The sequence below is a fragment of the Streptomyces sp. NPDC091682 genome (assembly GCF_044756625.1).
In the GTDB taxonomy this organism is placed as follows: Bacteria; Actinomycetota; Actinomycetes; order Streptomycetales; family Streptomycetaceae; genus Streptomyces.
Map to the genome: position 1 here is coordinate 22,002 of NZ_JBIVTH010000006.1, position 24,033 is coordinate 46,034.

Below are 24,033 nucleotides of genomic sequence, written 5' to 3' on the forward strand. Positions count from 1 at the left end.
GGTGGTCGTCGTTGGCTACATCCCCGAGACGAGATGGCCCGACCTCCTGTGACACGGGCGCGTGTGACCTACGTCTCCCAGGACCTGCGTCTCCCGGTTCTCGGACTGCGCGAGGATGCGCCGGAGCCAGCGCGTGCGGGCGTCGCGGGCGTCCCGGCTGAGGGCCGCCTCGGGGGCGAGGCCGTCGAAGCCGTGGAAGGCGCCGGGCCATACGTGGAGTTCGGCCCGGCCGCCGGCGCGCCAGATCGTGTCGGCGTAGGCCATGTCTTCGTCCCGGAAGGTGTCGACCGACCCGACGTCGATGTGGGCCGGGGGAGCCCGGCAAGATCCGAAAGAGACGGCCTAGTCGAAGACCACGCGGTCCGGCCGCCCCGTCGCGCGGACGTCGACCACGTCGAACCCGTCCTCGTGGCGCAGGAGGTGCTGGACCCCGTCAGAGCCCGAATGCCGCAGGAAGCCGACCCACCCCCGGGTGGTCGCGAGCTCGAGCACCCATTCGACGACCTCCATCACCATCCCGAACACGTCCTCGTGGACGCACGTCCGGACGGTCAGGGCCCAGGGCGTGCTGCCGTCCGCGTACGTCCTGTCCGTCCGCAGCAGCGACGAGCTGTCCACGCCGTCGAAGGCGTGGCTCGGGGTGCCGCCGTCGAAGACCTGCCACGGGTACCCCCAGGCCTCCCAGTCGGCCGACACGAGCGGTGTCGGCGCCTCCGCCTCGCCCAGGAGCCACCTCAGCTCCCGCATGGCCGGCTCGGGCAGGTCCTCCGGCAGTTCCACCGTCAGGAACAGGTCGTAGTAGTCACTCATGCGGTCGATTCTGGATCCGGCCACTGACAATGCGCCGGGACGGTGTTGTCGCCCGGGCCGGGGTCTGCGTCGCGGCTGTCGCGGTCAGCCCCGCAGCAGGCGGGCCTTGGCCGTCGTGAACTCCTGGGGGGTCAGCAGGCCCTCGCGGGCCAGGCCGGCGACCTGGGTGAGCTCCGCCACCAGGCCGGCCGGGGCGGGTCCGGGCGCGGTCGCCGCCGCCGGCTCCGGTCCGGTCGGCAGCGGGGGCTCGGGCGGAGCTTCGGGCGGCGTCCCGGCCGGGAGCTGCTCGACCTGTGCCCCGCTCCGGTCCGGCGCGCCCGCCGGGTCCGTGGCGGTCTCCGGGCCCGGTGTTCCCACCGAGCCCGCCGTCGGCTCCGCCGCTCCCGACGCCCGCGCCAGCAGGCCCCGCAGCAGCGGGTGCCCCGGTGGGCGGTTCGCCGCACGGACCGTCACTCCCATCGGACGGATGAACATCAGGCCACCCCCGCCCGCGGATCCGCCGGTACCCGGTCCGGCGGGATGCGGACCGAGCCGACGATCCGGCCGCCCGCGGCCCGTACGGCGATCGCCGCGTCCTCGGCCCACAGGTGTTCGACCACCAGCAGCAGTGCGCAGCTCCCGCGTTCCAGCAGCCCCGCCGCCTCCTGGATGTCCTCCGGCCCGATCAGCCGGGCCACGTCCCGGCCGGTCAGCAGGCCGTGCAGTTCGACGAACTCGTCGAACTCGGCCGCCAGGACTTCCCCCGACGCCGTCCTCGTCGCCACGATCCCGTCGATCAGCCGGACCACCCCGGTCTTGCGCAGCCCCATCACGGCCTCGACCGCCGGGGCCCGCAGCTGTTCCTCCGGGAAGGCGAGGACGATGAATTCCACGGGTCCCATGCGCCTCGGCTCCTCACGTGCGGGGATACTTCCGACCGTTTGTGACGACTCTTCGGCATACTATGGCATAAGCGGACATATCATCCGCCCGCTTGCTACGTTTCGGTGTATGACCGCTCTGACGGCAAAGGTGGCGGAGCCCGCCCCGCCCCCGCCCCCGGGCGCCGGCGCCCCCAAACGGCGCGGCGTCGAGCTGACCCTCCTCGCCGGAGCAGTCCTGATCTCCGTCCTCGGTCACCTCTACGTCGGCCTCGCGACCACCGGCCACGTCCCCGGCCCCGCCGCCCGCTACGCCACCGGTCTGTGCGTCGCCGCCCTGCTCGCGCACCTCGCCGTCCGCCTGCGGGCCCCCTACGCCGATCCCCTCCTGCTCCCCATCGCCGCCCTCCTCAACGGCCTCGGCCTCGTCCTCATCCAGCGCCTCGACGTGACCACCCCCGGGCACCTCACCGCCGGGGACCAGCTCCTGTGGTCCGGGCTGGGCGTGGCGCTCTTCGTGCTGGTCGTCGTACTGCTCGGCGACCACCGGGTGCTCCAGCGCTACGCGTACCTGTCCGTCGCGGTGGCCCTCGTCCTGATGCTGGTCCCCGTCTTCTTCCCGGCGGTCAACGGCGCGCACATCTGGATCCGGTTCGCCGGGCTCTCCTTCCAGCCCGGGGAGTTCGCCAAGATCCTGCTCGCGGTCTTCTTCGCCGCCTACCTCGCCGCGAACCGCACCGCGCTCGCCCTCACCGGCCGCCGGCTCTTCTGGAAGCTCCGGCTCCTCCCCGGCCGCGTCCTCGGCCCGATCCTCGCGATCTGGCTGCTCAGCGTCGGCGTGCTGGTCCTGGAGCGGGATCTGGGCACCTCGCTGCTGTTCTTCGGACTGTTCGTGATCATGCTGTTCACCGCCACCGGGCGGATCGGCTGGATCGCGATCGGGCTCCTACTCGCCGCCCTCGGCGCGTACGCCGTCGGGACCTTCGAACCGCACGTGCACGGCCGGGTGGACGACTGGCTGAACCCCTTCGCCTCCATCGAGCGCGGCGAGGGACCCGGTCAGCTCGCCCAGTCCCTCTTCGCCTTCGGCGCCGGCGGCCTCCTCGGCGCAGGCCTCGGCCACGGCCAGTCCTTCCTCATCGGCTTCGCCGCCAAGTCGGACTTCGTCCTCGCCACCGCCGGAGAGGAGCTCGGCCTCGTCGGCCTCGTCGCGATCCTGCTCCTCTACGGGCTGCTCGTCGCCCGCGGCTTCCGTGCCGGACTCGCCCTGCGCGACCCCTTCGGGAGGCTGCTCGCCACCGGACTCGCCTCGATCGTCGCGCTCCAGGTGTTCGTCATCGCGGGCGGCGTCACCGGCCTGATCCCGCTCACCGGCATGGCCATGCCCTTCCTCGCGCAGGGCGGCTCCTCCGTCGTCACCAACTGGATCATCGTCGCCCTGCTGGTCCGGCTCAGTGACAGCGCCCGCAGCCCCCGCCCCGCGAAGGAGCCGGACCAGTGATCCGCTACATCCGCTGGTGCGCGTACTTCTGCGCCCTCCTGCTGGTCGCCCTGCTGGTCAACATCGCCCGCGTGCAGGTCTGGGAGTCCGCCGCCTACGGCGCGAACCCGGCCAACAAGCGCCCCGCCATCGAGCGCTACGCCGAACCCCGGGGGGACATCCTGGTCGACGGGCGCCCCGTCACCGGCTCCCGCGACAGCGGCCAACTGCTGCGCTACGAGAGGACGTACGCGAACGGTCCGCTCTACGCGCCCGTCACCGGCTTCTCCTCCCAGACCTACGGGACCAGCTTCGTCGAGCGCGCCGAGGACCCGATCCTGTCGGGCACCGACCCCGGTCTCTCCGCCTTCCCGCTCTGGTACGAACTGGCCCGCGGCCGCCCCGCCGGCGGGAACGCCGCCACCACCGTCCGCTCCGGCACGCAGCGCGCCGCGTACGCCGGGCTCGCGGGCAAGCGCGGCGCGGTGGCCGCCGTCGAGCCGGCCACCGGGAAGATCCTCGCGCTGGTCAGCAGCCCCTCGTACGACCCCTCCGCGCTCTCCGGTACCGGTACGAAGGTCAAGGAGGCCTGGTCCGCCCTGAACGCGGATCCCGCTCGGCCGATGCTCAACCGGGCCCTGCGCGAGACGTACCCGCCCGGCTCCACCTTCAAGATCGTGACGGCCGCGGCCGCCCTCGATGCGGGCGTGGTCACCGACGTGGACGCGCCGACCCGGACCCCCGACCCCTACCCGCTGCCCGGGACCAGCACCCTGCTGCCGAACGCGGGCGCCGGCTGCGAGGACGCCTCGATGGCGGACGCGGTGCAGTGGTCCTGCAACACGGTGATGGCCAAGATCGGGGTGCAGGTCGGACTGCGCGGGATGGTGGAGGCGGCACGCCGCTTCGGCTTCAACACCGAGGGGCTGCGCGTGCCCTCGTGGGTGTCCCGGTCGAACTTCGACACCGACATGAGCCAGGACCAGCTGGCCCTGTCCTCGATCGGACAGTTCAACACCACGGCGACACCGCTGCAGATGGCGATGGTGGCGGCGGCCGTCGCGAACGGCGGCGAGCTCACCTATCCGTACCTGGTGGAACGGACGACCCGGGACGACGGATCCCAGGTCCGGCGCGGCGACCAGCGCAGCCTGGGCCGGGCGATGACCCCGGCCACCGCCGTCCGGCTGCAGGAGCTGATGGTCAAGGTGGTGGAGAACGGGACGGGCCGCAACGCCGCGATCCCGGGCGCGGTGGTCGGCGGCAAGACGGGCACCGCACAGCACGGGGTCGGCAACAAGGGCACCCCGTACGCCTGGTTCATCTCCTGGGCCAGGGCCGAAGGTGCGGCGCTGCCCCGGGTGGCGGTCGCGGTGGTGGTCGAGGACGCGTCGGCGGACCGGGGTGACATCAGCGGCAACGGCGCGGCGGCGCCGATCGCGCGGGCGGTGATGGAGGCGGCGCTGGCCGCCGGCTGACGCCCGGCCCGCCGCGCGTGCGCGTCGGGGGCGGCACGGCGGCCCGACTCAGGGGGCGGCCGATCCGTCGGCGATGGCGGCCTCGACCTCCGCCACCCGCGCCGACTCCTCGGCCGCGAACCGCTCGCGGTCGAGGGCCTCGGCCATCTCCTCGTCCTGGCTCATCAGCAGGTCCAGGTTCGAGTCGCCCATGTCGAAGACGCCGAGGTCCACATAGGCCCGCTGCAACCGCTCGCCCCACAGCCCGATGTCCTTGACGCACGGCACGATCCTGCTGAACAGCAGCTTGCGGAAGAGTTGCAGGAACTCGGACTGCTCGCTGAGCAGCGTCGCCTCCTCGGCCGCGACCCCGAAGTTCTCCAGCACCTCCACCCCGAGCAGCCGGTCCCGCATCAGGTAGCAGCCCTCGATCACGAACTCCTCGCGCTCGCGCAGTTCGGCGTCGGTGAGCTGCGCGTAGTGGTCGCGCAGCGCCATCCGCCCGAAGGCCACGTGCCGGGCCTCGTCCTGCATCACGTACGCCAGGAGCTGCTTGGGCAGCGGCTTGGTGGTCGTGTCGCGGATCAAGCCGAAGGCGGCCAGCGCCAGCCCCTCGATGAGCACCTGCATGCCCAGGTACGGCATGTCCCAGCGGGAGTCGCGCAGGGTGTCGCCCAGCAGCCCCCGGAGGCTGTCGTTGATCGGGTACAGCATCCCGACCTTCTCGTGCAGGAAGCGCCCGAAGATCTCGGCGTGCCGTGCCTCGTCCATCGTCTGCGTGGCGGAGTAGAACTTCGCGTCCAGGTCCGGCACCGACTCCACGATGCGCGCCGCGCACACCATCGCGCCCTGTTCGCCGTGCAGGAACTGGCTGAAGTTCCAGGAGGCGTAGTGCCGGCGCAGCTCGCCCTTGTCCTTCGCGGTGAGCTTGGCCCAGTGCCGCGTCCCGTACAGCGGCAGGGCCTCGTCGGGAGTGCCCAGCGGATCGTACGGGTCCACCTCGATGTCCCAGTCGATGCGCTTGGTGCCGTCCCACTGCTTGTCCTTGCCCTTCTGGTAGAGCGCCAGGAGCCGCTCGCGGCCGTCGGCGTACTCCCAGTTGAAGCGGGCGGATCCGGCAGTGGGAACCTGCCAGACCGGCTCGCCAGGGTTCTCGGTGTAGAGCTCGTGCGTCGACACTGACGCCCCCTCGTCTCACGTACTGCCGTGTGGGACCGGACAGTTGGCAGCGTCACACGTTGGTAGACACGGGGTCAACAAGTCGTGCGCAAGGGATTGACGGTCTTGCTGACAGGCAGTCTCATAAGAAGCGACCGCCGGTAACTCGACGACGAGGTGTCCGAACCCATGACGACCGTGACCGAACGAGCTGCGCTGCGGGACGCCCTCGGCCTGCTCAAGGACCGTGAGCAGATAGCCGAGCGACTCCTCGAATCCTCGGCCAAGCACTCCTTCGACCCCGACAAGGAACTCGACTGGGACGCCCCGCCGATCGAGGGCAAGTACTACTGGCCGCCGGAACTGCTCTCCCTCTACGACACCCCGCTGTGGAAGAAGATGGGGGAGGAGCAGCGCATCGACCTCTCCCGCCACGAGGCGGCGGCGCTCGGCTCGCTCGGCATCTGGTTCGAGATCATCCTCATGCAGCTCCTGGTCCGGCACATCTACGACAAGTCCCTGACCAGCAACCACGTCCGCTACGCGCTCACCGAGATCGCCGACGAGTGCCGCCACTCGATGATGTTCGCCCGCATGATCCAGAAGGCCGGCGCCCCCGCGTACCCGGTCACCCGCGTCAACCACAACCTCGCGCGGATCCTGAAGACCGTCTCCACCACCCCCGGCTCCTTCGCCTGCACCCTCCTCGGCGAGGAGATCCTCGACTGGATGCAGCGCCTGACCTTCCCCGACGAGCGCATCCAGCCGCTGGTCCGCGGCGTCACCCGGATCCACGTCATCGAGGAGGCCCGGCACGTCCGGTACGCCCGCGAGGAACTGCGCCGCCAGATGCTGACGGCCCCGCGCTGGGAGCAGGAACTCACCCGGATCAGCTGCGGCGAGGCCGCCCGCGTCTTCTCGCTGGCCTTCGTGAACCCGGCCGTCTACGACAACATCGGCGTGGACCGCCGCGAGGCCGTCGCCCAGGTGAAGGCGAGCGGCCACCGCCGCGAGGTCATGCAGAGCGGAGCGAAGCGGCTCACCGACTTCCTCGACGACATCGGTGTGCTGCGCGGGGTCGGCCGCAGGCTCTGGCAGAGCTCGGGGCTGCTCGCGTAGCGCAAGGGCGTGACGCCCGCCCGACTTGCCGGCTTGCTCGACCCGCCGGTTCGCCGTCGGCCCCGCCTGCTCGCCCGCCCCGCCTGCTCGCCCGACCCCGCCCGCCCGCGGTCCGGGCCGGACGGGTCCGGCACACGGGGCCCCGTGCCGGCGCCGATCGGGCCCGATCCACAGGACGCCCAGTCGTCCGGCGCCCGCGGGGATACGCTGCGGACATGACCGTACGCGCGTACCGCAGGCTGAGCGTCGAGGAGCGGCGGGCCCAACTCCTCGACGCCGCCCTCTCGCTGTTCGCGCACCGGGCGCCGGAAGAGGTCTCGCTCGACGACGTCGCCGAGGCCGCCGGGGTGTCCCGCCCGCTCGTCTACCGCTACTTCCCGGGCGGCAAGCAGCAGCTCTACGAGGCCGCCCTCCGCTCGGCCGCCGACGTCCTCGAGCTGTGCTTCGCCGAACCCCAGCAAGGTCCCCTGACCCGGCGCCTGTCCCGGGCCCTGGACCGCTACCTCGCCTTCGTCGACGAACACGACGCCGGCTTCGCCGCTCTCCTCCAGGGCGGCAGCGTCGTGGAGACCTCCCGCACCACGGCGACGGTCGACGGCATCCGGCGGGCCGCTGCCGAGCAGATCCTCTTCCACCTGGGCGTACCGGCCCCCGGCCCCCGGCTGCGCATGATGGTCCGTACGTGGATCACGGCCGTCGAGGGGGCCTCCCTCATCTGGATCGACGAGGGCAAGCAGCCCGAGGTCGAACACCTCCGGGACTGGTTGCTGGACCAGTTCATCGCCCTGCTGACGGCCACCGCCGCCACGGACCCGGAGACGGCCGCGGCCGCCCGGGCCGCCCTCGCCCTGGAATCGGCGGACGGCCCGGTCGGGGTCCTGGCCCGCCGCGTGATCCCGGTGGTGTCCGAGGCCGCCCACCTGCTGTGACACTGGTGGGGTGAGAAGCGAACCGACCCCGTTCGAGGGCGGCCCGATGGACGGCCGGGTCCTCCCCGTCCTCCTCGGCCCGACCGGACACCCCCCGAAGTGGTACGAGATCCCCGTCCCGGCACCGGACGGCGGCCCGTCGACGGTGCTGCTGTACGAGCGCGTCCCCGCGGGGCACTCCAAGCGGCTCGGCCTGCAGAAGGGGTGGAAGTACGACTTCCGCCCCGCGGGCACCAAGCCCAAGCTCCGCTGGCCCTGGACGAAGACGCCGCCCCCTGACGTCCCTCGCGTCCCCTGACGTCCCTGGCGTCGCTGACGTTTCTTGGCGTCCCTGGCGCCCACCGGACCTCCGCCCGCCCGCCCGCCCGCCCGTGCGTCGCGCCGGCGCGTGCTGCGGGTGGAGGGGGCTACGGCGCCTGCGTCGGCACGTCGTCGGGGAGGGTCAGGACCGCCAGCCCGCCGCCCCCCTCCGCCACCAGGAACTCCAGCCGCGCCCCGATCACCCGCGCCTGCCCCACGGCGATGGTCAGGCCCAGCCCGTGGCCCTTGCCCCCGCTGCGGAAGCGCTGCGGGCCGTGCGCCGCCAGGTACTCGGGGAACCCGTCCCCGTGGTCCCGTACGGTCACCACCGGCCCGTCCACCGTCAGCACCACCGGCGGCCGCCCGTGCTTGTGGGCGTTGGCCACCAGGTTCCCGAGCACCCGTTCCAGCCTCCGGCGGTCCGTCTCCACGTGCGCGTCGCGGACGACCACCACCTCCGAGTCCGTCCCGGACGCCCGCACCACCCGGCGTACCAGCCGCCCCAGCTGGTGCAGATCGCTCTCCACCACCTCGCTGCCCGAGTCCAACCGGGAGATCTCCAGCAGGTCCTCCGTCAGCTGCCGCATCGTCCGTACCCGCTCGCGCACCAGCTCCGTCGGCCGCCCCTCCGGCAGCAGCTCCGAAGCCGCCTGCAGGCCCGTCAGCGGGGTGCGCAGCTCGTGCGCCACGTCCGCCGTGAACCGCCGCTCGCTCTCCAGCTTCGCCTGCAGGCTCCCGGCCATGGTGTCCAGTGCCGCGGCCACCGTCGCCACCTCGTCCTGGTGCCGCGAGGGTGTCCTCGTCCGCGGGTCGTCCACCCGCGCGTCGAGGTCGCCCTGGGTGATCCGCCGGGCCACGGCCGCCGTCTGGTGCAGGCGCCGGGTCACCCGGGTCACCGAGAAGGCGCCCACCAGCAGCGTGCCACCGATCGCCAGCAGCGAGGAGCCGATGATCGCGTTGTCCAGCCCGCTGATCGTGCGCGCGCTCTGCCCGTAGTCGACGGTGGTCGCGAGGGCGCGGCCGTCCGCCGGGCCCGCCGCCCACATGGTCGGGCGGCCCCGGTGGTCCGCCACCAGAGTGCCCCGGCGCCCGCTGACGGCGAGCGTGCGCAGATCGGGCGGCAGCCCGACGGGATCCAACCAGGAACCGCGCGGAAGGGGCTCGCCCGCCTCGTACGCGCGCGCGACCTCCAGCAGTTTGGCCAGAGCCTTCTCCCGCGCCGTGGCCATCGTCTGCCGCGTCACCTCCACGTGCACGAGCGCGCCGAGCACGGCAGCCAGCGAGCAGCACATCACGACGATGAAGCACGCCGACTTCCAGGTCAGCGTGGCCGTCCAGGCGGGCAGCCGCACGGGCCTCACGGTCGGCCCGGCACGGGAGCGGGCTCCCGGCTGCCCGGGGCCCCCTGATTGCCGGGTACCCGTACGATCTGCTCGCGCGTCGGCAGCATGGTGAGCTGCCTCTCGTCCCAGGACCAGGCGGTGACCAGCTCGTAGCCGCGGTTGCCGCTGGGCACCCGCAGGATCACGTCGCGCCCGGCCAGTTCCACCGTGATGACGGTCTCCGTGGTCGCCATGATCCGGTTCAGCCGCCCGTCCGGGTCGGCGGTGTACACCCGTACGGACATCATCTTGTCCGGGAACTCGATGCCGACGATCAGCTCGTCCTTGCCGTTGCCCGTGAGGTCCCGGTAGTACGGCTTCAGCACCGGGCACGCCTCCGGCTCCTTCGCGTCCTCCTCCTTCGGACACTCCTGGATCGCGGCCGCCGTGCGGGGCGGCATCCCGTCCGTGCCGACCTCGGTGTCCGGATGGGTGCGCAGCTCGGCCTGGACGAGGGCCACCGGGTCGACGGCGTGCACGTCCTGGTCGCGGACCGGCGGGATCCCCTTGACGTATTCGGGCGGGGCCCCACCCGGATCGGCGGGCGGCACGGACGCCCCACGGCGGTCGGGCCACAGATGTACGGGTCCGCTCACGGTCGGCGTGGAGCCGGCGCTCACCAGCCCGCCGGTGTCCCCGCAGCCCGCCAGCAGCGGAACCAGCCCGAGCAGGGGGACCAGCGGGCGCGCGGACACACGCAAGCGCAACCTGTTCACAGCCCCTGTGCCCTTCTGCCCGCGACGGTCCGACGGTCGACCTCGTCAACCATATGCGGAGGTCCAGCCGATTTACCCGGTGGCGGTCTCAGCCGTCCGTGCGCCCTCGGCGCAGCATCGCGAAGCCCAGCCCGGCGGCGCCGACCGCCGCGATCCCGCCGGCGGCGCCGAGCAGCAGCACGCCGTCGCCCGGCCCGTCCGCCAGCGTACTCAGCCGCCGCCCACCGCCGGAGCCGTCGGCGACGACGTGGGCGTCCCCGGTGGTCGCCTTCCGCGCAACGGAGGCCGGCACGACCTGCCCGCCGCGGGCCTCGTTGCGGGCTTCGTTGCTGGCCTCGCCGCGGTCTTCGCCGCGGTCTTCGTTGCGGGCCTCGTCTCGGGTTCCGGTCTTGTGACCGTCGCCCGCCACGGTGTGGTCGCCGCCCCGGGCCGGGACGTCGCCCACCCAGGAGGTCAGCCGTCCGGAGGAGTCCAGCGCCGCGTGCAGGTCCCCGGAGCCGCCGAAGGCGGTGACCCCGTCACCGCTGGTCAGGGTGGCCGCCCTGGTGCCGTCGGCCGCCAGGACCTCGGCCCGGTAGACCCCGTTCGCCGTGCGGTAGACCTTCGCGGTCGAGACCCCGTCCGCGAGCGCGAGGCTCTTGACGAGGACCGCCTGCGGGGCCGCGGAGTGCGCGGACGAGGCCGCGGGGACCCCCTCGGCCAGGGCGGCGGCGGTGGGCAGCGCCAGCAGACTTCCGGCGCATGCGGTCACGGCGGCGGCGCGAACGAGAGTGCGGCGGCTGACGGTGCTCACGGAGAAGTCCTTCGGTGCCGGTCAGGGCCTGGGCCATCCAGGCGGGTCAAACCTAGGGCCCGGCCGTTGCGGCAGCGCCCCGTTCGTGTAACAGCGGAGTCGCAACGTTCCGTCGGAGTCGTTACACATCCGAGGGATTGCCCTGCGGCGCCCCGGCTGCTCCCATGGACGGCGGGGGTGAGGGCGATGCGCGGACTCAAGGTACTGCCGAGCGGCCGGCCCGGCCGCGGCCGGCTGTACGTCAATCTGCCCGACGGGCAGGCGGTGGCCTGGTACGACCGGCAGGCCAACCGGATCAGCGTCCTCGCGGACGACCACCGCGAGGCGATCCTGGCGGCGCTGCGCCCCTACTTGAGCGGGACGGTCTCGATCGGCCCGCCCCCGGTCCCCACCGCCTCCGACCTGCGACGTCTCGCGCTGCCGCCGGACGCCGACCTGGCCCCGAACCGCCCGGGGGAGACCCTGCTGGGCGAACTGGAACACGGCCCGGCGGGCACCAGGGCCCGGCACCGGCTGCGCCAGGACCTGACCGCGCAGCAGCGGATGGGCGACGCCTTCGACGCCCTGGAACCCGAAGGGTGGCGGACCCTGCACTGCGTCCCGCTCCCGGGCCTGGGCCGCATCGACCACTTGCTCATCGGCCCGGCGGGGACCTTCTGCGTGCGTACGGTCCCGGGCCGCCGGCAACGCGCGGTAATCGGCGACCTCCTGCTCACGGTGGGCCGCACGGAACCCCGCCCGGACCCCCGCTGGATCCGCCGCGCGGCGGCCTTCGCCACGGCGGCCCTGGCCACCGAGGTCACCCCGGCGCTGGCGCTGGTCGACGCCTCGCGGGTCGAAACGGCCCCCACCGTCCGCGACATCCGCATCCTCCAGCCCCCGACGGCCACCCCGAACCTCGCGGCAGCCCCCACGACGCTCAAACCCCCGGAGGTCGAAAACCTCTTCGCCCGCGCCCGCGACACCACCACCTGGCTCACCCCGACCACACCCTGAGCCCCGCCCCTGCGCTTCCGCCGCGTATTCCAGCCTCGCCGGCGTTTGAGGCGCGGGGTCCGGGGCGGAGCCCCAGTTTCGGGAAGGGGCGGGCAGGGGGAAGCGCCGCAGGCCCCGACCCGCCACAACGCAGGCTTCGGCTCAGGCAGAGGTCCGCTTCCGAGGCGTCGCGGCCTTCTTCGCAGCCGCCGCACCGGTCTTCTTCGCCGCCGCCGTACTGGCCGTGCTCTTCGCCGTGCTCCTGGCCGTGCTCTTCGTCGTGCTCTTCGTCGCCGCCGCACCCGAAGTGGACTTGCCGGAAGCCGACTTGCCCGTGGTCGTCGCCTTCTTCTTCGTCGCAGCCGAAGCCGCCGTCTTCTTGGCCGAAGCCGCCGTCGACTTCTTCCCGCCGACCGCCTTCGGCGCAGCCGAACCCGTACCCGTACCCGTACCCGCACCCCCGCGCGCCTTTCGCCGAATCGGCGTGACCTCCGCTTCCGCCTCCGCTTCGGCCTCGGCCCCCGCCTCCCCCCGGGACGCCTTCGCGGCCCGCACGCTCTTCTCCAACGCCGCCATCAGGTCGATCACTTGCCCGCCGGCCGGCTCCACCGCGGCCTCTGTCGGCTCGAACGCCCCGCCCGACTTCGCCACGATCAGCGCCTCCACGGCCTCCCGGTAGTCGTCGTGCAGCGAGGCCAGCTCCACCTCTCCCAGCGTCGCCATCAGCGCCTCCGCCAGGTCGAGTTCGGCGTCCCGTACGGACACCGTGACCTCCGGCGCCACCCCCTCCGGCGCCCGGATCTCGTCCGGCCAGAGCAGCCCGTGCATCGCGATCACGTCGTCCACCACCCGCAGCATGCCCAGCCGCTCCCGCCCCCGCAGCGCGTACTTGGCGATCGCGACCTTCCGGCTCCGCTTGAGCGCCTCCCGCAGCAGCGTGTACGGCTTCGCCGCCGTGGCGCCGTTCGCCGCGAGGTAGTACGCCGCGTCCATCTGCAGCGGATCGATCTCCTCCGCCGGTACGAACGACATGATCTCGATCGTCTTCGCGGTCGCCAGCGGCAGCTGCGCCAGGTCCTCGTCCGTGATCGGGACGATCGACCCGTCGGCCTCCTCGTACCCCTTGCCGATCTCGGCGCTCGGCACCTCCTCCCCGTCCAGCTCGCACACCTTGCGGTACCGGACGCGCCCGCCGTCACTCACATGGATCTGGCGGAAGGAGATCGAGTGGCTCTCGGTGGCGTTCACGAGCTTGATCGGGATGCTGACCAGGCCGAAGGAGATCGCCCCGTTCCAAATGGATCGCACGGTTCCTCCTGTTTCGTGGCAGTCTCATCGTATGACGCCGATCACATGGGTGGAGGGCCGTCGCATCGCGCTCAGCAATCTCGACAAGGTCCTGTACCCGGAGACCGGCTTCACCAAGGGCGAGGTGTTGCACTACTACGCCACCGTCGCGGGCCCGCTGCTCGCCCACGTCCACGACCGACCGGTGTCCTTCCTGCGCTATCCCGACGGACCGGACGGGCAACTCTTCTTCACCAAGAACCCGCCGCCCGGCACGCCCGACTGGGTGAGGACCACCCCCGTGCCGCGCACCGAGGACCTCTCCGCCGCCCAGGTGGTCGTCGCCGACCTGGCCACCCTCATGTGGTCCGCCAACCTCGTCGTGGAGTTCCACACCCCCCAGTGGACCGCCGGCCACCCCGCCCTCGCCGACCGGATGGTCCTCGACCTCGACCCCGGCCCGCCCGCCACGGTCGTCGAGTGCTGCACCGCCGCGCTCTGGCTGCGCGAGCGGCTCGCCGCCGACGGCCTGCACGCCTACGCCAAGACCTCCGGCTCCAAGGGCATGCACCTGGCCGTGCCGCTGGAGCCGACCCCGTCCGACCGGGTGTCCGCGTACGCGAAGCAGCTCGCCCAGGAGGCCGAGCGCGCGCTCCCCGACCTGGTCGTCCACCGCATGGCCAAGGCCCTGCGCCCCGGCAAGGTGTTCGTCGACCACAGCCAGAACGCCGCCGCCAAGACCACCGCGGCCCCCTACACCCTGCGCGCGCGGGCCCGGCCGACCGTGTCCGCGCCCGTGTCCTGGGCGGAGGTCGAGGCCTGCCGGACCGCCGCCGGGCTCGTCTTCCTCGCCGACGACATCGCTCCCAGGCTCGCCCGCGACGGAGACCTGTTCGCCCCGCTGACCGACCCCGCGCGCGCCCGCCCGCTCCCCGGACCCCCCGGAACCCCCGGGACCCGGCCGTGATCCGCGTCGCGCTGGCCGCCGCCGTACGCACCCTGCCGCGCGGGGCGGGGCTGGCGTACGAGCCGAAGTTCGACGGCCACCGGCTCGTCGTGCTGCGCTCGGCGACCGACGTGACGCTCCAGGCGCGCTCCGGCCGGATCGTGACCAGCGCCTTCCCGGACCTGGCCGCGGCCGCGCTGCTGCTGCCCGCAGACACGGTCCTGGACGGCGAGGTGGTGGTCTGGCACGCGGGGCGTACGGACTTCGCCCTGGTGCAGCGCAGGGCGGCGGCCACCGCGGCGCGGGCCGCCGTCCTCGCACAGCGCCTGCCCGCCTCGTACGCCGCCTTCGACGTGCTGGAACTGGCCGGACTGGACCTGCGCGGCCGCCCGTACGAGCGCCGCCGGGCCCTCCTCGTCGACCTGCTGCTGCCGCTGGGGCCGCCGCTGCAACCGGTGCCGATGACGACCGATCCGGAACTGGCCGCCACCTGGTACGAGACCCTGCCGGCCAGCGGGATCGAGGGCCTCGTCGTGAAGCGGCTGGACCAGGCCTATCCCGCCGGGCGGCGCGGCTGGCAGAAGCTGCGGCACACCGACGTCCGGGACGCGGCGGTGGTCGGCTACACCGGCACCCCGCGCCGCCCGCTCGCGCTGGTGCTCGTCCTGCCGGTCGGGGACGAGAGCCCGCTGGTGTCGAGCCCGCTGAGCGCGGCGCTGCGTTCGCAGGTGGCGGCCGAGGTGGCCGCCCGCGGGTCGGCCGCGCCGGCCCTGGCCACGGTCACGGCGATCGGGTTCGGGGAGGTCCCCTTCCGGGCGCTCGACCCGCCGCTCACGGCGGAGGTCCGACACGCCTCGACCCGGCACCCGCCGCCGGAGGTGCTGCGGCTGCGGGTTGACCTCTGACCCGCGACGGACCTCTGACCCGCGACGGAGGCGCGGGTCAGAGGGCGAGGCGGTCCTGGTGTCAGGAGTGTGCGCCCCGTCCTGCGTCCGGCGGAGCCCCCGGCTGGGGGTGCGGTCCCGGCCCCTCGGGGAGTTCGTAGCCGGACTCCCGTTCGGCGCGGGCCTCTTCGGGATGGCTGGAGGTGGTGGAGCCGAAGTTCCCGTAGCCCTGCATCTCGTGCGGCCGTAGGCCGCCCTCCGGGATCTCCACCTGGTCCCGCTCCTCGCGGACCTCGTAGACCGCGCCCCCCTCGGGCAGGTGCGGCTGACTCTCCGGGGTGGGCGGGGGTGGCTCCTTGGCCCGTACCCTCTTGCCCAACAGGAAGCCGCCCAGCAGGAAGCCGGCGACGAAGATGCCGACGACCAGGAACCATGCGATGTCGGCGAGGGTCGCGTCCACGCTCAAAGTCGTGTCCATACCGACCATGTTCCCGTACTCAAGTCCGAAATGCTCCGCTATGCCCTGGATACCTTGGGCCATCCGGGGTATGCGCCCGGTGTGCGCACCCGCCGAACCAGAAGGAGGCCGGCCATGCCCCGCGGATCGTCCCCGAAGCGCGAACGGCAGTATGAGCACATCAAGGAAGGCCTGGAGCGGCGCGGCGAGCCAGAGGAGAAGGCGAAGGAGATCGCGGCCCGGACGGTGAACAAGGAACGCGCCCGGGCCGGCGAATCCCGGACCGCGAGCAAGGAATCCGTCGAGGACATCTCCTCGTCGCGGCGCGGAGGCCTGCACTCCCACTCGGGCGCGCAGGGCCCCACGTACGAACAGCTCTACGCCGAGGCCCGGCGCCGCAACGTCCACGGCCGCTCGGACATGAACAAGACACAGCTCAAGCGGGCCCTGGGGAAGTGAAGGTCGCTGCCTTCGCCTAGGAGTTGATGGGGCCGTCGGCGTCCCGCAGGGCGCCGGCGGCCTTGCGCTCCCCGAGCGCCCCCAGGATCTCGGCGCAGATCGCCAGCGCGGTCTCCGCCGGGGTGCGGGCGCCGAGGTCCAGTCCGATCGGTCCGTGCACCCGCGCCAGTTGGGCCTCGGTGGCCCCGGCCGCGAGCAGCCCCTCGCGCCGCCGGGCCGTGGTCTTGCGGGAGCCCAGTGCGCCGACGTAAGGCACCTCCCGGTTCAGGGCCACCCGCAGCGTCGGCACGTCGAACGACTCCTCATGGCTCAGCATCACCAGGCACGCGGCGTCCCGGCGCGCCTCCAGCACCGTGCCGGCCTCCTCCGGGCCGGTGACCAGAACGGCCTCCCAGCCCAGCAACAACGCCTGCCGCTCGATGATCTCGGCGAGCTCGCCGCCGCCACCGATGACCACGTACGGGGCCGACGGGAACGCCTCGACCAGCACCAGCCCCGACTCCGCGTACAGCGCGTCCCGCCCGGCCCGCCGCGTCGCCAGCAGCTCGCCCGCCCGCCGCCCGGCATCGTCACCGGGCGCGTCCGTGGCCCGTACGATCTCGCTGACGGCCCGGTCCGCAGCCTCGTTCAGCCGGGTCACCAACGCCACCCCGACCCCGTCGCCGAGCAGCTCCCACCACTGGGCCGGGATCGCCGACAGCGGCTGCAGCAGCACCTCGGCCTGCCCGCCGCAGGTCAGCTTCGCGGCCACGGCCTCGGCCGCCCGCACGGACACCTCGCACACCCGCGCCGAGACACCGGCCGGCAGGGCCGCGACCTCGGTGGCGAGCTCGGCGTCGAAGACCCCGCGGTAGAGCGTGCCGACGCACTCCCCCCGCGCATCGATGAGCACGGCCCCGGCCGGATCTCGCGGCCCGAACCCCTGCTCGGTCACGGGCCGGGCCAGATACCCGGCCCGCCCCTCGGCCACCCACCGCCGCGCCGTCTCCACCAGCTCACGCATCCGCGCCGCCCCTTCTCGATCGTCAGAGCCCGCCACAGGGCACCTGGCCAGCGGCGCCGTGCGGCCTCACCCCCAACGTACGCACGCACCCCGCCCCTACCCACCCCCCCCCGGATCCCACAGACCCCGCCCCACCTCCCTCGTACGGACCACCGGAAACGCCCGCCCCGCCGGAATGTGCATGGTGTGGGCCCCGGTGGCCGAGGCGTCGGCGGGCGGATTCCTTCCCCGCCGCCTCGGCGAGGGCGTAGGGGGGACAGTCAGAAGCGAGCTAGCATCTAAGTAAGATTCAATCTACGTAATATCGAATCTATGTCTCATGGACGCTGGGGGTGGGGCGCTGATGGAGTTCAAGGGCAGGTCTGCCGACCTGGATCAGCTGGCTCGGCAGCTGGGCCTGGTGGTCGGTGGTACGGGTGCCACGCGTGGTCAGGCTGTGATCGTGACGGGCCGGCGCCGGGTGGGCAAGTCTCGTCTGGTCCAGGAGTTCTGCGACCGTTCCGGGCTTCCGTACGTGGTCTTCCAGGCGACCCGGGGACGCAACGCGGTGGCCGAGCGGGCGGACTTCGCCGCGACGCTGGCGCATTCCCCTCTTCCCGGGGCTGAGCTGGTGGCCGGGCTGCAGGCCGCCGACTGGAACCAGGCGCTGCGTTCCCTCGCAGTCGCGATTCCGGACGATGCACCGAGCATTGCGGTGGTCGACGAGGTGCCGTGGCTGGTCGAACAGGACGGGGAGTTCGAGGGGGCGCTGCAGACGGTCTGGGACCGGCACTTGTCCGCCAAGCCCGTCCTGTTGATCCTGGTCGGCAGCGACATGTCGGTGATGGAGGCGCTGCAGTCCTATGGGCGCCCCTTCTTCGGCCGGGCGGCCAAGATGACCGTACAGCCGCTGCATCTGGCCGATGTGCAGGCGATGACCGGCCTTGACGCGGCGGAAGCGGTGGACGCACTGCTGATCACCGGAGGGTTCCCGGAGATCGTTCAGTCCTGGCGGCCGGGGATGGGCCGCCGAGACTTTCTGCGCGAGACTGTGTCCAACCCGCTTGCCCCGCTGTTGGTGGCGGGCGAGCTGTCGCTGCTGGGGGAGTTTCCCGAGGCGTCCCACTCGCGCGCGATCTTGGAAGCGGTCGGCAGCGGCGAGCGGACCTTCTCCACCATTGCCGCACAAGCCGGTGGTGCCGGCGCGTTGCCCTCGGGCACGCTGTCTCCGCTGCTGAACACGCTGCTGGCCAAGCGAGTCCTGGCCGCTGACCTGCCGCTCTCGGTCAAGGCTGACAGCAAGAACAAGCGTTATCGCATCTCTGATCCGTACCTGCGGTTCTGGCTGGCTTTCCTGCAACGCGGGATCCCGCTCATCGAGCGCGGTCGCGGTGATCTGGCGCTGGAGCGCATCGAGCGGTCGTGGACGACATGGCGGGGCCGGGCCGTCGAGCCGGTCGTCCGCGAGTCGCTGCTGCGGCTGCTGCCCGACGAGACGTGGCCGCAGACGGAAGCGGTCGGGGGCTGGTGGAACCGGCAGAACAACCCGGAGATCGACCTGATCGGAGCCGATCGGGAACCCGTCGCAGGGCAGGTTCACTTCATCGGCTCGGTGAAGTGGCTGGAGTCGCAGCCGTTCGGCCGACGTGAGTACGACGCACTGGTGCGGGACATGCTCGCCGTGCCCGGTGCCGAGCCGGACACGGCGCTGGTTGCGGTGTCCCGTTGCGGTGTCGAGGACGATCTGCCTCTTGCGGCGCACTGGGGTCCGGAAGACCTTGTCCGTGCCTGGCGGTAGTCAGGGAAACCGCGAGGGTGGTCATGGTGATGCACCTACCTCGGGCGCCCAATGGCAGTAGGCGTCGACGATCCTCTGAGAACCTCCCGGGCATCGAAGCCCATATGCGCGGGGGGGGGGGAAAAGGTGACGGCCCCGGAGGGGGGAGCCTGCGCCGGCACTGGGCGCGGGGGTCCGAGGGGACGCGGCCGGTTCACCCCCGCGGGGTGACCGGACGGCGCTAGCCTGGCCGGGTGAATGCGCGTACCGCCCTTGTGAAATGGCTGGGAACCCTGGATCCTCAGCGGCTGACCGCGTTGCTGGAGGAGCGGGATCTGCCGCTCGCCGCCGGGTACCGACGGATCACCACCCTCCGCGAGCTCGCCGAACACCTGCTCACCGACGAGTCGGTGGGCCAGGGCCTGATGGCGGGCACCGCCGGAGAGCTGGAATTGCTCGCTTCGATCGCCGCCCTTGCTCTGGAGCGGCACGGCCCCGTAGCCGGTGGCGAGTCCGAGGACGGGCCTCGGTATCCCTGGCAACAGCGGAAGTCCGTTCCCCCGGTGGAACCCGCGGACCGATTGGTGCCTGAGCGGGACGTACTGTCCTGGTTCGAGCCGGGAGAGAAGCGGCAGCGGGCGGAACGCACGCTCACCCGACTGCGGGAGCGCGCACTGTTGCTTCCCGCGCCCAAGGGCCGACTGGCGCTCCCACCACTTCTACACGTCCGCGCCGCCGGGTTCGACGGTTACGGGCGTACGGCCGACCGGCTGCTGACCACCGCCTACAACGCCCCCGAGGTCAAGCGGATCGCCGCAACCCTCTTCGGCGAGGGGGTGGCCCGCACCCGCGACCAGGCCCAGGAGCTGATCACCGCTCTGCTCGCCGACCCCGCCCGGGTGCGGGCACTGGTGGCGGACGCCCCGGTCCGGGCGCTGGAGCTGCTGGACCACCTGGTACCCGGCCCGCCGCTGCTGCGGACCCACTGCTTCGTCGGCCGGTACGGGTCGCAGTACGCGGGCCCGGACGCCAAGTACGTCTTCCGGGAGGGCGGCAGCGGTGACGAGGGCACCGACTGGCTGGCCGTGCGCGGACTGCTGGCCCCCGTCGGTCTCGACCTGGTGGAGCTTCCCTACGAGGTCGCCCGTGCGCTCCGCCATGGGGGCGCGGCACCCAGCCCCCGACTGGAACCAGAGCCGTTCACCGCCACCGCACCGCTGCCGTCCGGCTGGGAGGGCGAGGGCGGCACGGCCGCCGCGGCGGCGGCCTGGCGGGCCGAACTGGTCCTGCGGGCGCTGGCCGCGCAGCCGGTCGCGATCCGCAAGGCGGGCGGGATCGCCGTACGGGACACCCGGCGGCTGGCCAAGGCGGCCGGGGCGGACGAAGCCGACACCCGGCTGTGGCTCGACCTCTCTGTGAACGCCGGGCTCGCCGCACCCCAGGACGAGGAGCCGGCCCCCGCCGCCCGGGGCCGGAACTCCAAGGCCCCCAAGCCCTCGGCCCGGCTGCTGCCCAGTGACCGCTACGACGCCTGGGCCGCCGCCCCGGCCGCGGGCAAGCTGCTGCCGCTGCTGGCCGCCTGGGCCGTGGTCCCCGAAGTCCTCAGCCACTGGCCGGACCCCGACGAGACCCCGGTCGCGCTCACCAGCCCGAGCGACGAGGAAGCCGTGACCCTGCGCACCGGAGTACTGCGGGCTCTCGCCACCCTCCCCGACGGACAGGGCCTCACCGGGGAGGCGCAGGGGCATGCCGAACTCCTCGCTCTGGCCGCATGGTTCCGGCCCGCCCTGCGCGCCCACCTGGCCGGAGACGGCACCGGAACACTGACCGGTGCGGACGAACTACTCGACCGGCTGGCCGCCACCCTGGAGGAGGCGGCCCTGCTCGGCGTGGTCGCCCACGGTGCCCTCACCCCCGTCGGGCGGGCCCTGTGCCGCCTGCTGGAGTCGGGCGCCGCCCACTACTACCCCGCCGTGCCCGGAGCGGGCGCCGCCCCGGCCGCCCGCGGCTCCGAGGGCCTGGGCGAGGACCTCACCCACCGCCCCGCCCTGGCCCAGGCCGTGACCGCGCTGCGCGAGGCGCTGTACGCCACCCTGCCCGCACCCAGCGGCACGGCCCGGTTCCAGGGCGACCTGACCGCCACTGTCACCGGCGCGCCCGCGCCCGCCCTCGCCGACCTGCTCTCCGCCGTCGGGGACATCGAGTCCGAGGGCCACGCGGTGGTCTGGCGCATCACAGCAAGCTCCGTACGCCGGGCCCTGGACGCAGGCTGGAGCGCCGACGAACTCCTCGACCGTCTGACCGAGGCGAGCGAGTGCGGCACCCCGCTGCCGCAGCCACTGGCCTACACGATCAAGGACACCGCCCGTACCCACGGCCAGCTCAAGGTCGTCCGCTCCGCCTGCTGCATCCGCTCGGACGACACCGGCCTGATCGCCGAGGTGGCCCAGGCCCGCGGCCTGGCCAAGCTCCGCCTGCGCCGGATCGCCCCCACCGTCCTCATTTCCACCGCACCTCCCGAGGACACCCTTACCGCCCTGCGCGCCGCGGGCTACGCCCCCACCCAAGAGGCCGAGACCGGCACCACCGTCCTCGACCGCGCCCCCACCGACCGCGCGCCGAGCCTCCTGCCCACCCTGGACCAGGCCCACCCCCTGTACGGCAAACCGGTCCGCGGCGTCCCGGCGAGCGCCCGCGCGCTGGCCTGCGCACTCACCTCGGCCGGCTAGGAGGCGTGGGTCCTCGATGAGGGTGGCCCGACCGCCGCACAGCGCCGTCAGGCCTTCCGGAGCGGAGGCGAGCACGGTGACAGGGCCGGGCGAGTCGAGGCGCGGTGGCGCAGAGCATGGCATCGATGGCGTACATGTGCTTTCGCGCGTCGCCGTCCCGTTCGCCGTCCCGGATTTCGCCGATGGGGACGGGCGGCCGTGCCGCGTCGCTAGGCTGCCGGGATGAACACCGCCACGCCACTTCTCCTTGATCTGGACTCGTTCCTCGCCCGAGCCGAAGAGCGAGGCGCTCCGCTGGACGCGCGGGCGGCCGAGGCCGTCCTCGGTCTGCTCGCGCTGGGCGAGGCACGCCGCCGGACCGGCCTGCCCGAGCCCACCGAGGAGCTGGCCGAGGAACTGCTGCACATCCTGCTCCCGCTGTACGTCAGTGCCACCGAGGAAGAGCTGCCGGGCTTCGTGGCCGCGCTGGTCGCGCTGGTCGACCACACCCACGAGGCCGGCCGCCTCAACGCCAAGCGGCAGGCGAAGCTCGTGACCCGGGTGCACGAGCTGGCCGAGGGCTTCACCCAGGCGATGACGAGCCCCCGCCGCCTCACCTGGCCGCGGCTGTACGGAAACCTGCTGCGCGCCGCGGGCGTGGACGCCACCGATCCCCGGGCTGTGCGCGACTGGCTGGAGGCGTTCGCCGCCCGCCCGCACGCCGGGCGGAACGCCACGCTCGGCTTCGCCTCCTCCGCCTCCTCCTCTCCGAACGGACCGCTCGCCGAAGCGGCATACGCGGAGGCGCTGTGCGCGGAACGCTCCCGGCAGGCCCGTCCGCTGCTCGCCGCACGGCTGGAGGCCGTGGCGCTGGCCGAGCAGGTGCGGCCCCGCCCCGGCGAGGGCCTGCTGGTCGCCGATGCCCCGGTAGGCAAGCCGGACGACGAGAGAGACGACTGGTACGGGGCGCAGGCAGCGGTGCTCACGGATCGCTGGACGGCAGCCGGGCTCGACGCCCTGCTGCGCGGACCCTTCGCGCACCTGGCGCCGGGCGGCGGCAGCGCGCCCACCCCTCTCCTCGCCCTCGTCGAAGCCATGGCCGGTCAGCACCTGGAGATGTACGGCGACGCCTTCGCGCCGCTGCCACCGGCCCCGTTGCCGGCCTCCCTGGAGGAACAGGCCGCGCTGCTGCGTTCCGCCCCGCTGCCCCAGCTCCTGGCGCGAGCCGCCGCCGACCCGCGGGGCGCGGACGAGCGAACGTGCGAACTGGCGCTGGCGAGCGGCTTCCTGGTGCGGGAGCAGAGCGGCGCGCTGAGCGCGGGGCCATCGGCCGAGGCCTGGCGTGAGGGTGGCCCCGCCGAGCTGACGGGACTGGCCCTGAACCTGCTCGGTGCCCTACTGGCGCAGTCGGCCGAGGAGGAGGAGACCGCCGAGGAGTACGACGGTGAGCACCTGATCACCCTCTACCTCCTGTGCGAGCAGGCGGGGATGGCGCAGTCCGTGGCCCGCATGGCCGCCCTGAACGACATGTGGTCCGTGCCGCCGGGCCATGAGAGCGACCCCGACGCGTCCGTCCCGGCCACCGGAGACTACGAACTGCCCGACCCCCAGGCCCTGTCCGCGGTCCTGGGACTCCCGGCACTCACCGCGTCCGACCGTACGGATCTGATCCCGTCCGCTGCCCGCCTCGTGCGCCTGATGGACCGCCTGGCCGCTCTGAGTGTCACCGAACGGACCGGAGACGCACTCAGCCTCACCCCACTCGGCTCCGCCCTGCTCCGCGACGCCCTCCTCCTGGGCCTCGGAGGCGAAGCCGCCGATGTCTTCCCCACGCGGCAGCAGATGCTCGCCTGGGACGCGGAACGGCTCGTCGCGGCAGCCCAGTGGTGGCCGAAGCGGGCCGCCCGCCCGGCCGTCGGCGACTGGCTGGCCGCGCAGCGCACCGACGGATGGACCCCTCTGTTCGCGGCGATCTCCGCCGCCTGCCCCGAGGACGAGCCCGCCAGGCGGCGAGCGCTGCTCGCCACTTTCGACGCGACGGCCGTACCCGACAAGGCCCTGTACGCACTGCTGGCCGACCCGGCCCTGGGCGGCTGGGCCGAGCACACCCTGCACGCACGCGGCCAGGCGCCCGACCCCTCAGCCGTTCCGCTGTCGGCCCGCGCGGTGTACCTGCTCGACGCGCTCGAAGCCGTACGGAGCGCCGCATCCCTCGACCACCGCATGACGGCTTCTCCGAATGAGGAGGAGCCCGAACTGTTCGCCGAGGTCCACGCCGCCTTCGACAAGGCCGCGGCAGCCTGGCCGGGCGGCGCCCCGGCCCTGCTCACCGCCCTCACGGCGGCGGACCCGTACACGTCCGCCTTCCTGGCGGAGCAGCTCGCACACCACCCCGACCGCGCCACCGCCGAACAGGCCCGCCGAGCCTGGCGGGCCTTCCAGACCAGCGGTACGGCCCGCTCCCCGGGCAGGAAGAAGCCCGCCAAGCGCGCGGGCGGGAAACGCAAGCGGCGCTGACCGACGTGAACGCCGGGCCGGGGGCCGCGCGGAGCCC

Annotated in this window: 23 protein-coding genes; 12 read left to right on the forward strand and 11 right to left on the reverse strand. The window is 73.1% G+C overall.

The genetic code is table 11. The features are described from left to right. Positions 1 to 15: 15 nt before the first annotated feature. The 4 genes from ACIQK6_RS15420 to ACIQK6_RS15435 form a co-directional block, all read right to left on the reverse strand. The gene (locus tag ACIQK6_RS15420; RefSeq protein WP_402694948.1) at positions 16 to 264 is read right to left on the reverse strand and encodes an alpha/beta hydrolase; all 249 of its coding nucleotides are present in this window, start codon (positions 262 to 264) and stop codon (positions 16 to 18) included. A 78-nt stretch (positions 265 to 342) separates the two neighbouring features. Next, positions 343 to 810 carry a hypothetical protein gene (locus ACIQK6_RS15425; RefSeq protein WP_329099040.1) on the reverse strand — a complete coding sequence of 156 codons (468 nt, stop codon included), beginning with the start codon at positions 808 to 810 and terminating at the stop codon, positions 343 to 345. An 84-nt stretch (positions 811 to 894) separates the two neighbouring features. Continuing rightward, positions 895 to 1,284, reverse strand: coding sequence for a hypothetical protein (locus ACIQK6_RS15430; RefSeq protein ID WP_402694949.1), 390 nt, complete (start codon positions 1,282 to 1,284; stop codon positions 895 to 897). After that, complete coding sequence (locus ACIQK6_RS15435; RefSeq protein ID WP_327383279.1) at positions 1,284 to 1,691, reverse strand: DUF6325 family protein; 408 nt, start codon at positions 1,689 to 1,691, stop codon at positions 1,284 to 1,286. The genes ACIQK6_RS15430 and ACIQK6_RS15435 overlap by 1 nt, the downstream gene beginning before the upstream one ends. A 109-nt stretch (positions 1,692 to 1,800) precedes the next feature. Here ACIQK6_RS15435 and ACIQK6_RS15440 point away from each other — a divergent pair, with 109 nt between their 5' ends. Together ACIQK6_RS15440 and ACIQK6_RS15445 are read left to right on the forward strand one after the other, a co-directional pair. Continuing rightward, the gene (locus ACIQK6_RS15440; RefSeq protein ID WP_402694950.1) at positions 1,801 to 3,171 is read left to right on the forward strand and encodes an FtsW/RodA/SpoVE family cell cycle protein; all 1,371 of its coding nucleotides are present in this window, start codon (positions 1,801 to 1,803) and stop codon (positions 3,169 to 3,171) included. Next, entirely contained in the window at positions 3,168 to 4,628 is a 1,461-nt protein-coding gene (locus ACIQK6_RS15445; RefSeq protein WP_329099037.1) for a penicillin-binding transpeptidase domain-containing protein, read from the forward strand. Before ACIQK6_RS15440 ends, ACIQK6_RS15445 begins: the two co-directional genes overlap by 4 nt. Before the next feature lie 48 nt (positions 4,629 to 4,676). Here ACIQK6_RS15445 and ACIQK6_RS15450 read toward each other — a convergent pair whose 3' ends face one another. Then, positions 4,677 to 5,786: a ferritin-like domain-containing protein gene (locus ACIQK6_RS15450; protein WP_329099036.1), complete on the reverse strand. Its 1,110-nt coding sequence runs from the start codon at positions 5,784 to 5,786 to the stop codon at positions 4,677 to 4,679. 168 nt (positions 5,787 to 5,954) lie between these two features. On the opposite strand from ACIQK6_RS15450, the gene ACIQK6_RS15455 reads away from it, so the two are divergent. The 3 genes from ACIQK6_RS15455 to ACIQK6_RS15465 all read left to right on the forward strand — a co-directional run bounded on the left by ACIQK6_RS15455 (position 5,955) and on the right by ACIQK6_RS15465 (position 8,111). Then, positions 5,955 to 6,884: a diiron oxygenase gene (locus ACIQK6_RS15455; RefSeq protein ID WP_329099035.1), complete on the forward strand. Its 930-nt coding sequence runs from the start codon at positions 5,955 to 5,957 to the stop codon at positions 6,882 to 6,884. Positions 6,885 to 7,099: 215 nt separating this feature from the next. After that, complete coding sequence (locus ACIQK6_RS15460; protein ID WP_329099034.1) at positions 7,100 to 7,813, forward strand: helix-turn-helix domain-containing protein; 714 nt, start codon at positions 7,100 to 7,102, stop codon at positions 7,811 to 7,813. 10 nt (positions 7,814 to 7,823) lie between these two features. Next, positions 7,824 to 8,111: a hypothetical protein gene (locus tag ACIQK6_RS15465; RefSeq protein ID WP_329099033.1), complete on the forward strand. Its 288-nt coding sequence runs from the start codon at positions 7,824 to 7,826 to the stop codon at positions 8,109 to 8,111. A gap of 109 nt (positions 8,112 to 8,220) precedes the next feature. On the opposite strand, the gene ACIQK6_RS15470 is transcribed toward ACIQK6_RS15465, so the two are convergent. The 3 genes from ACIQK6_RS15470 to ACIQK6_RS15480 form a co-directional block, all read right to left on the reverse strand. Further along, entirely contained in the window at positions 8,221 to 9,474 is a 1,254-nt protein-coding gene (locus ACIQK6_RS15470) for a histidine kinase dimerization/phospho-acceptor domain-containing protein (protein ID WP_402694951.1), read from the reverse strand. Beyond that, positions 9,471 to 10,190, reverse strand: a complete 720-nt coding sequence (locus ACIQK6_RS15475; RefSeq protein ID WP_329099032.1) for a hypothetical protein — start codon at positions 10,188 to 10,190, stop codon at positions 9,471 to 9,473. The genes ACIQK6_RS15470 and ACIQK6_RS15475 overlap by 4 nt, the downstream gene beginning before the upstream one ends. 109 nt (positions 10,191 to 10,299) lie before the next feature. Then, positions 10,300 to 11,004 (reverse strand): hypothetical protein, encoded by a 705-nt coding sequence (locus ACIQK6_RS15480; RefSeq protein WP_329099031.1) that lies wholly within the window; start codon positions 11,002 to 11,004, stop codon positions 10,300 to 10,302. A gap of 186 nt (positions 11,005 to 11,190) precedes the next feature. Between ACIQK6_RS15480 and ACIQK6_RS15485 the strand changes: the two genes are divergently transcribed. Beyond that, complete coding sequence (locus ACIQK6_RS15485; protein ID WP_329099030.1) at positions 11,191 to 12,000, forward strand: nuclease-related domain-containing protein; 810 nt, start codon at positions 11,191 to 11,193, stop codon at positions 11,998 to 12,000. 141 nt (positions 12,001 to 12,141) lie between these two features. On the opposite strand, the gene ACIQK6_RS15490 is transcribed toward ACIQK6_RS15485, so the two are convergent. Continuing rightward, positions 12,142 to 13,287, reverse strand: a complete 1,146-nt coding sequence (locus tag ACIQK6_RS15490; RefSeq protein WP_402694952.1) for a Ku protein — start codon at positions 13,285 to 13,287, stop codon at positions 12,142 to 12,144. A 31-nt stretch (positions 13,288 to 13,318) separates the two neighbouring features. Between ACIQK6_RS15490 and ligD the strand changes: the two genes are divergently transcribed. Further along, positions 13,319 to 14,233: a non-homologous end-joining DNA ligase gene (gene ligD / locus ACIQK6_RS15495; protein WP_402694953.1), complete on the forward strand. Its 915-nt coding sequence runs from the start codon at positions 13,319 to 13,321 to the stop codon at positions 14,231 to 14,233. Next, the gene (locus tag ACIQK6_RS15500) at positions 14,233 to 15,117 is read left to right on the forward strand and encodes an ATP-dependent DNA ligase (RefSeq protein WP_329107641.1); all 885 of its coding nucleotides are present in this window, start codon (positions 14,233 to 14,235) and stop codon (positions 15,115 to 15,117) included. Before ligD ends, ACIQK6_RS15500 begins: the two co-directional genes overlap by 1 nt. A 61-nt stretch (positions 15,118 to 15,178) precedes the next feature. On the opposite strand, the gene ACIQK6_RS15505 is transcribed toward ACIQK6_RS15500, so the two are convergent. Next, positions 15,179 to 15,574, reverse strand: coding sequence for a DUF6479 family protein (locus tag ACIQK6_RS15505; RefSeq protein ID WP_329099027.1), 396 nt, complete (start codon positions 15,572 to 15,574; stop codon positions 15,179 to 15,181). A gap of 114 nt (positions 15,575 to 15,688) precedes the next feature. On the opposite strand from ACIQK6_RS15505, the gene ACIQK6_RS15510 reads away from it, so the two are divergent. Further along, positions 15,689 to 16,012, forward strand: coding sequence for a plasmid stabilization protein (locus ACIQK6_RS15510; RefSeq protein ID WP_329099026.1), 324 nt, complete (start codon positions 15,689 to 15,691; stop codon positions 16,010 to 16,012). A gap of 16 nt (positions 16,013 to 16,028) precedes the next feature. Here ACIQK6_RS15510 and ACIQK6_RS15515 read toward each other — a convergent pair whose 3' ends face one another. Then, the gene (locus ACIQK6_RS15515) at positions 16,029 to 17,015 is read right to left on the reverse strand and encodes an XdhC family protein (RefSeq protein ID WP_329099025.1); all 987 of its coding nucleotides are present in this window, start codon (positions 17,013 to 17,015) and stop codon (positions 16,029 to 16,031) included. A 343-nt stretch (positions 17,016 to 17,358) separates the two neighbouring features. Between ACIQK6_RS15515 and ACIQK6_RS15520 the strand changes: the two genes are divergently transcribed. The 3 genes from ACIQK6_RS15520 (at position 17,359) to ACIQK6_RS15530 (ending at position 23,996) form a co-directional block, all read left to right on the forward strand. After that, positions 17,359 to 18,792 (forward strand): DUF234 domain-containing protein, encoded by a 1,434-nt coding sequence (locus ACIQK6_RS15520; RefSeq protein ID WP_329099024.1) that lies wholly within the window; start codon positions 17,359 to 17,361, stop codon positions 18,790 to 18,792. Between the two features lie 233 nt (positions 18,793 to 19,025). Beyond that, positions 19,026 to 21,500, forward strand: a complete 2,475-nt coding sequence (locus ACIQK6_RS15525; RefSeq protein WP_402694954.1) for a helicase-associated domain-containing protein — start codon at positions 19,026 to 19,028, stop codon at positions 21,498 to 21,500. 222 nt (positions 21,501 to 21,722) lie between these two features. Further along, positions 21,723 to 23,996, forward strand: coding sequence for a hypothetical protein (locus tag ACIQK6_RS15530; RefSeq protein ID WP_402694955.1), 2,274 nt, complete (start codon positions 21,723 to 21,725; stop codon positions 23,994 to 23,996). Positions 23,997 to 24,033 lie beyond the last annotated feature (37 nt).

Bases quoted from the DNA above. Each gene is read 5' to 3' on its own strand.
- ACIQK6_RS15420 (WP_402694948.1), bottom strand. From the start codon at position 264: ATGGCCTACGCCGACACGATCTGGCGCGCCGGCGGCCGGGCCGAACTC.
- ACIQK6_RS15425 (WP_329099040.1), bottom strand. From the start codon at position 810: ATGAGTGACTACTACGACCTGTTCCTGACGGTGGAACTGCCGGAGGAC.
- ACIQK6_RS15430 (WP_402694949.1), bottom strand. From the start codon at position 1,284: ATGTTCATCCGTCCGATGGGAGTGACGGTCCGTGCGGCGAACCGCCCA.
- ACIQK6_RS15435 (WP_327383279.1), bottom strand. From the start codon at position 1,691: ATGGGACCCGTGGAATTCATCGTCCTCGCCTTCCCGGAGGAACAGCTG.
- ACIQK6_RS15440 (WP_402694950.1), top strand. From the start codon at position 1,801: ATGACCGCTCTGACGGCAAAGGTGGCGGAGCCCGCCCCGCCCCCGCCC.
- ACIQK6_RS15455 (WP_329099035.1), top strand. From the start codon at position 5,955: ATGACGACCGTGACCGAACGAGCTGCGCTGCGGGACGCCCTCGGCCTG.
- ACIQK6_RS15460 (WP_329099034.1), top strand. From the start codon at position 7,100: ATGACCGTACGCGCGTACCGCAGGCTGAGCGTCGAGGAGCGGCGGGCC.
- ACIQK6_RS15485 (WP_329099030.1), top strand. From the start codon at position 11,191: ATGCGCGGACTCAAGGTACTGCCGAGCGGCCGGCCCGGCCGCGGCCGG.
- ligD (WP_402694953.1), top strand. From the start codon at position 13,319: ATGACGCCGATCACATGGGTGGAGGGCCGTCGCATCGCGCTCAGCAAT.
- ACIQK6_RS15505 (WP_329099027.1), bottom strand. From the start codon at position 15,574: ATGGACACGACTTTGAGCGTGGACGCGACCCTCGCCGACATCGCATGG.
- ACIQK6_RS15510 (WP_329099026.1), top strand. From the start codon at position 15,689: ATGCCCCGCGGATCGTCCCCGAAGCGCGAACGGCAGTATGAGCACATC.
- ACIQK6_RS15515 (WP_329099025.1), bottom strand. From the start codon at position 17,015: ATGCGTGAGCTGGTGGAGACGGCGCGGCGGTGGGTGGCCGAGGGGCGG.
- ACIQK6_RS15520 (WP_329099024.1), top strand. From the start codon at position 17,359: ATGGAGTTCAAGGGCAGGTCTGCCGACCTGGATCAGCTGGCTCGGCAG.
- ACIQK6_RS15530 (WP_402694955.1), top strand. From the start codon at position 21,723: ATGAACACCGCCACGCCACTTCTCCTTGATCTGGACTCGTTCCTCGCC.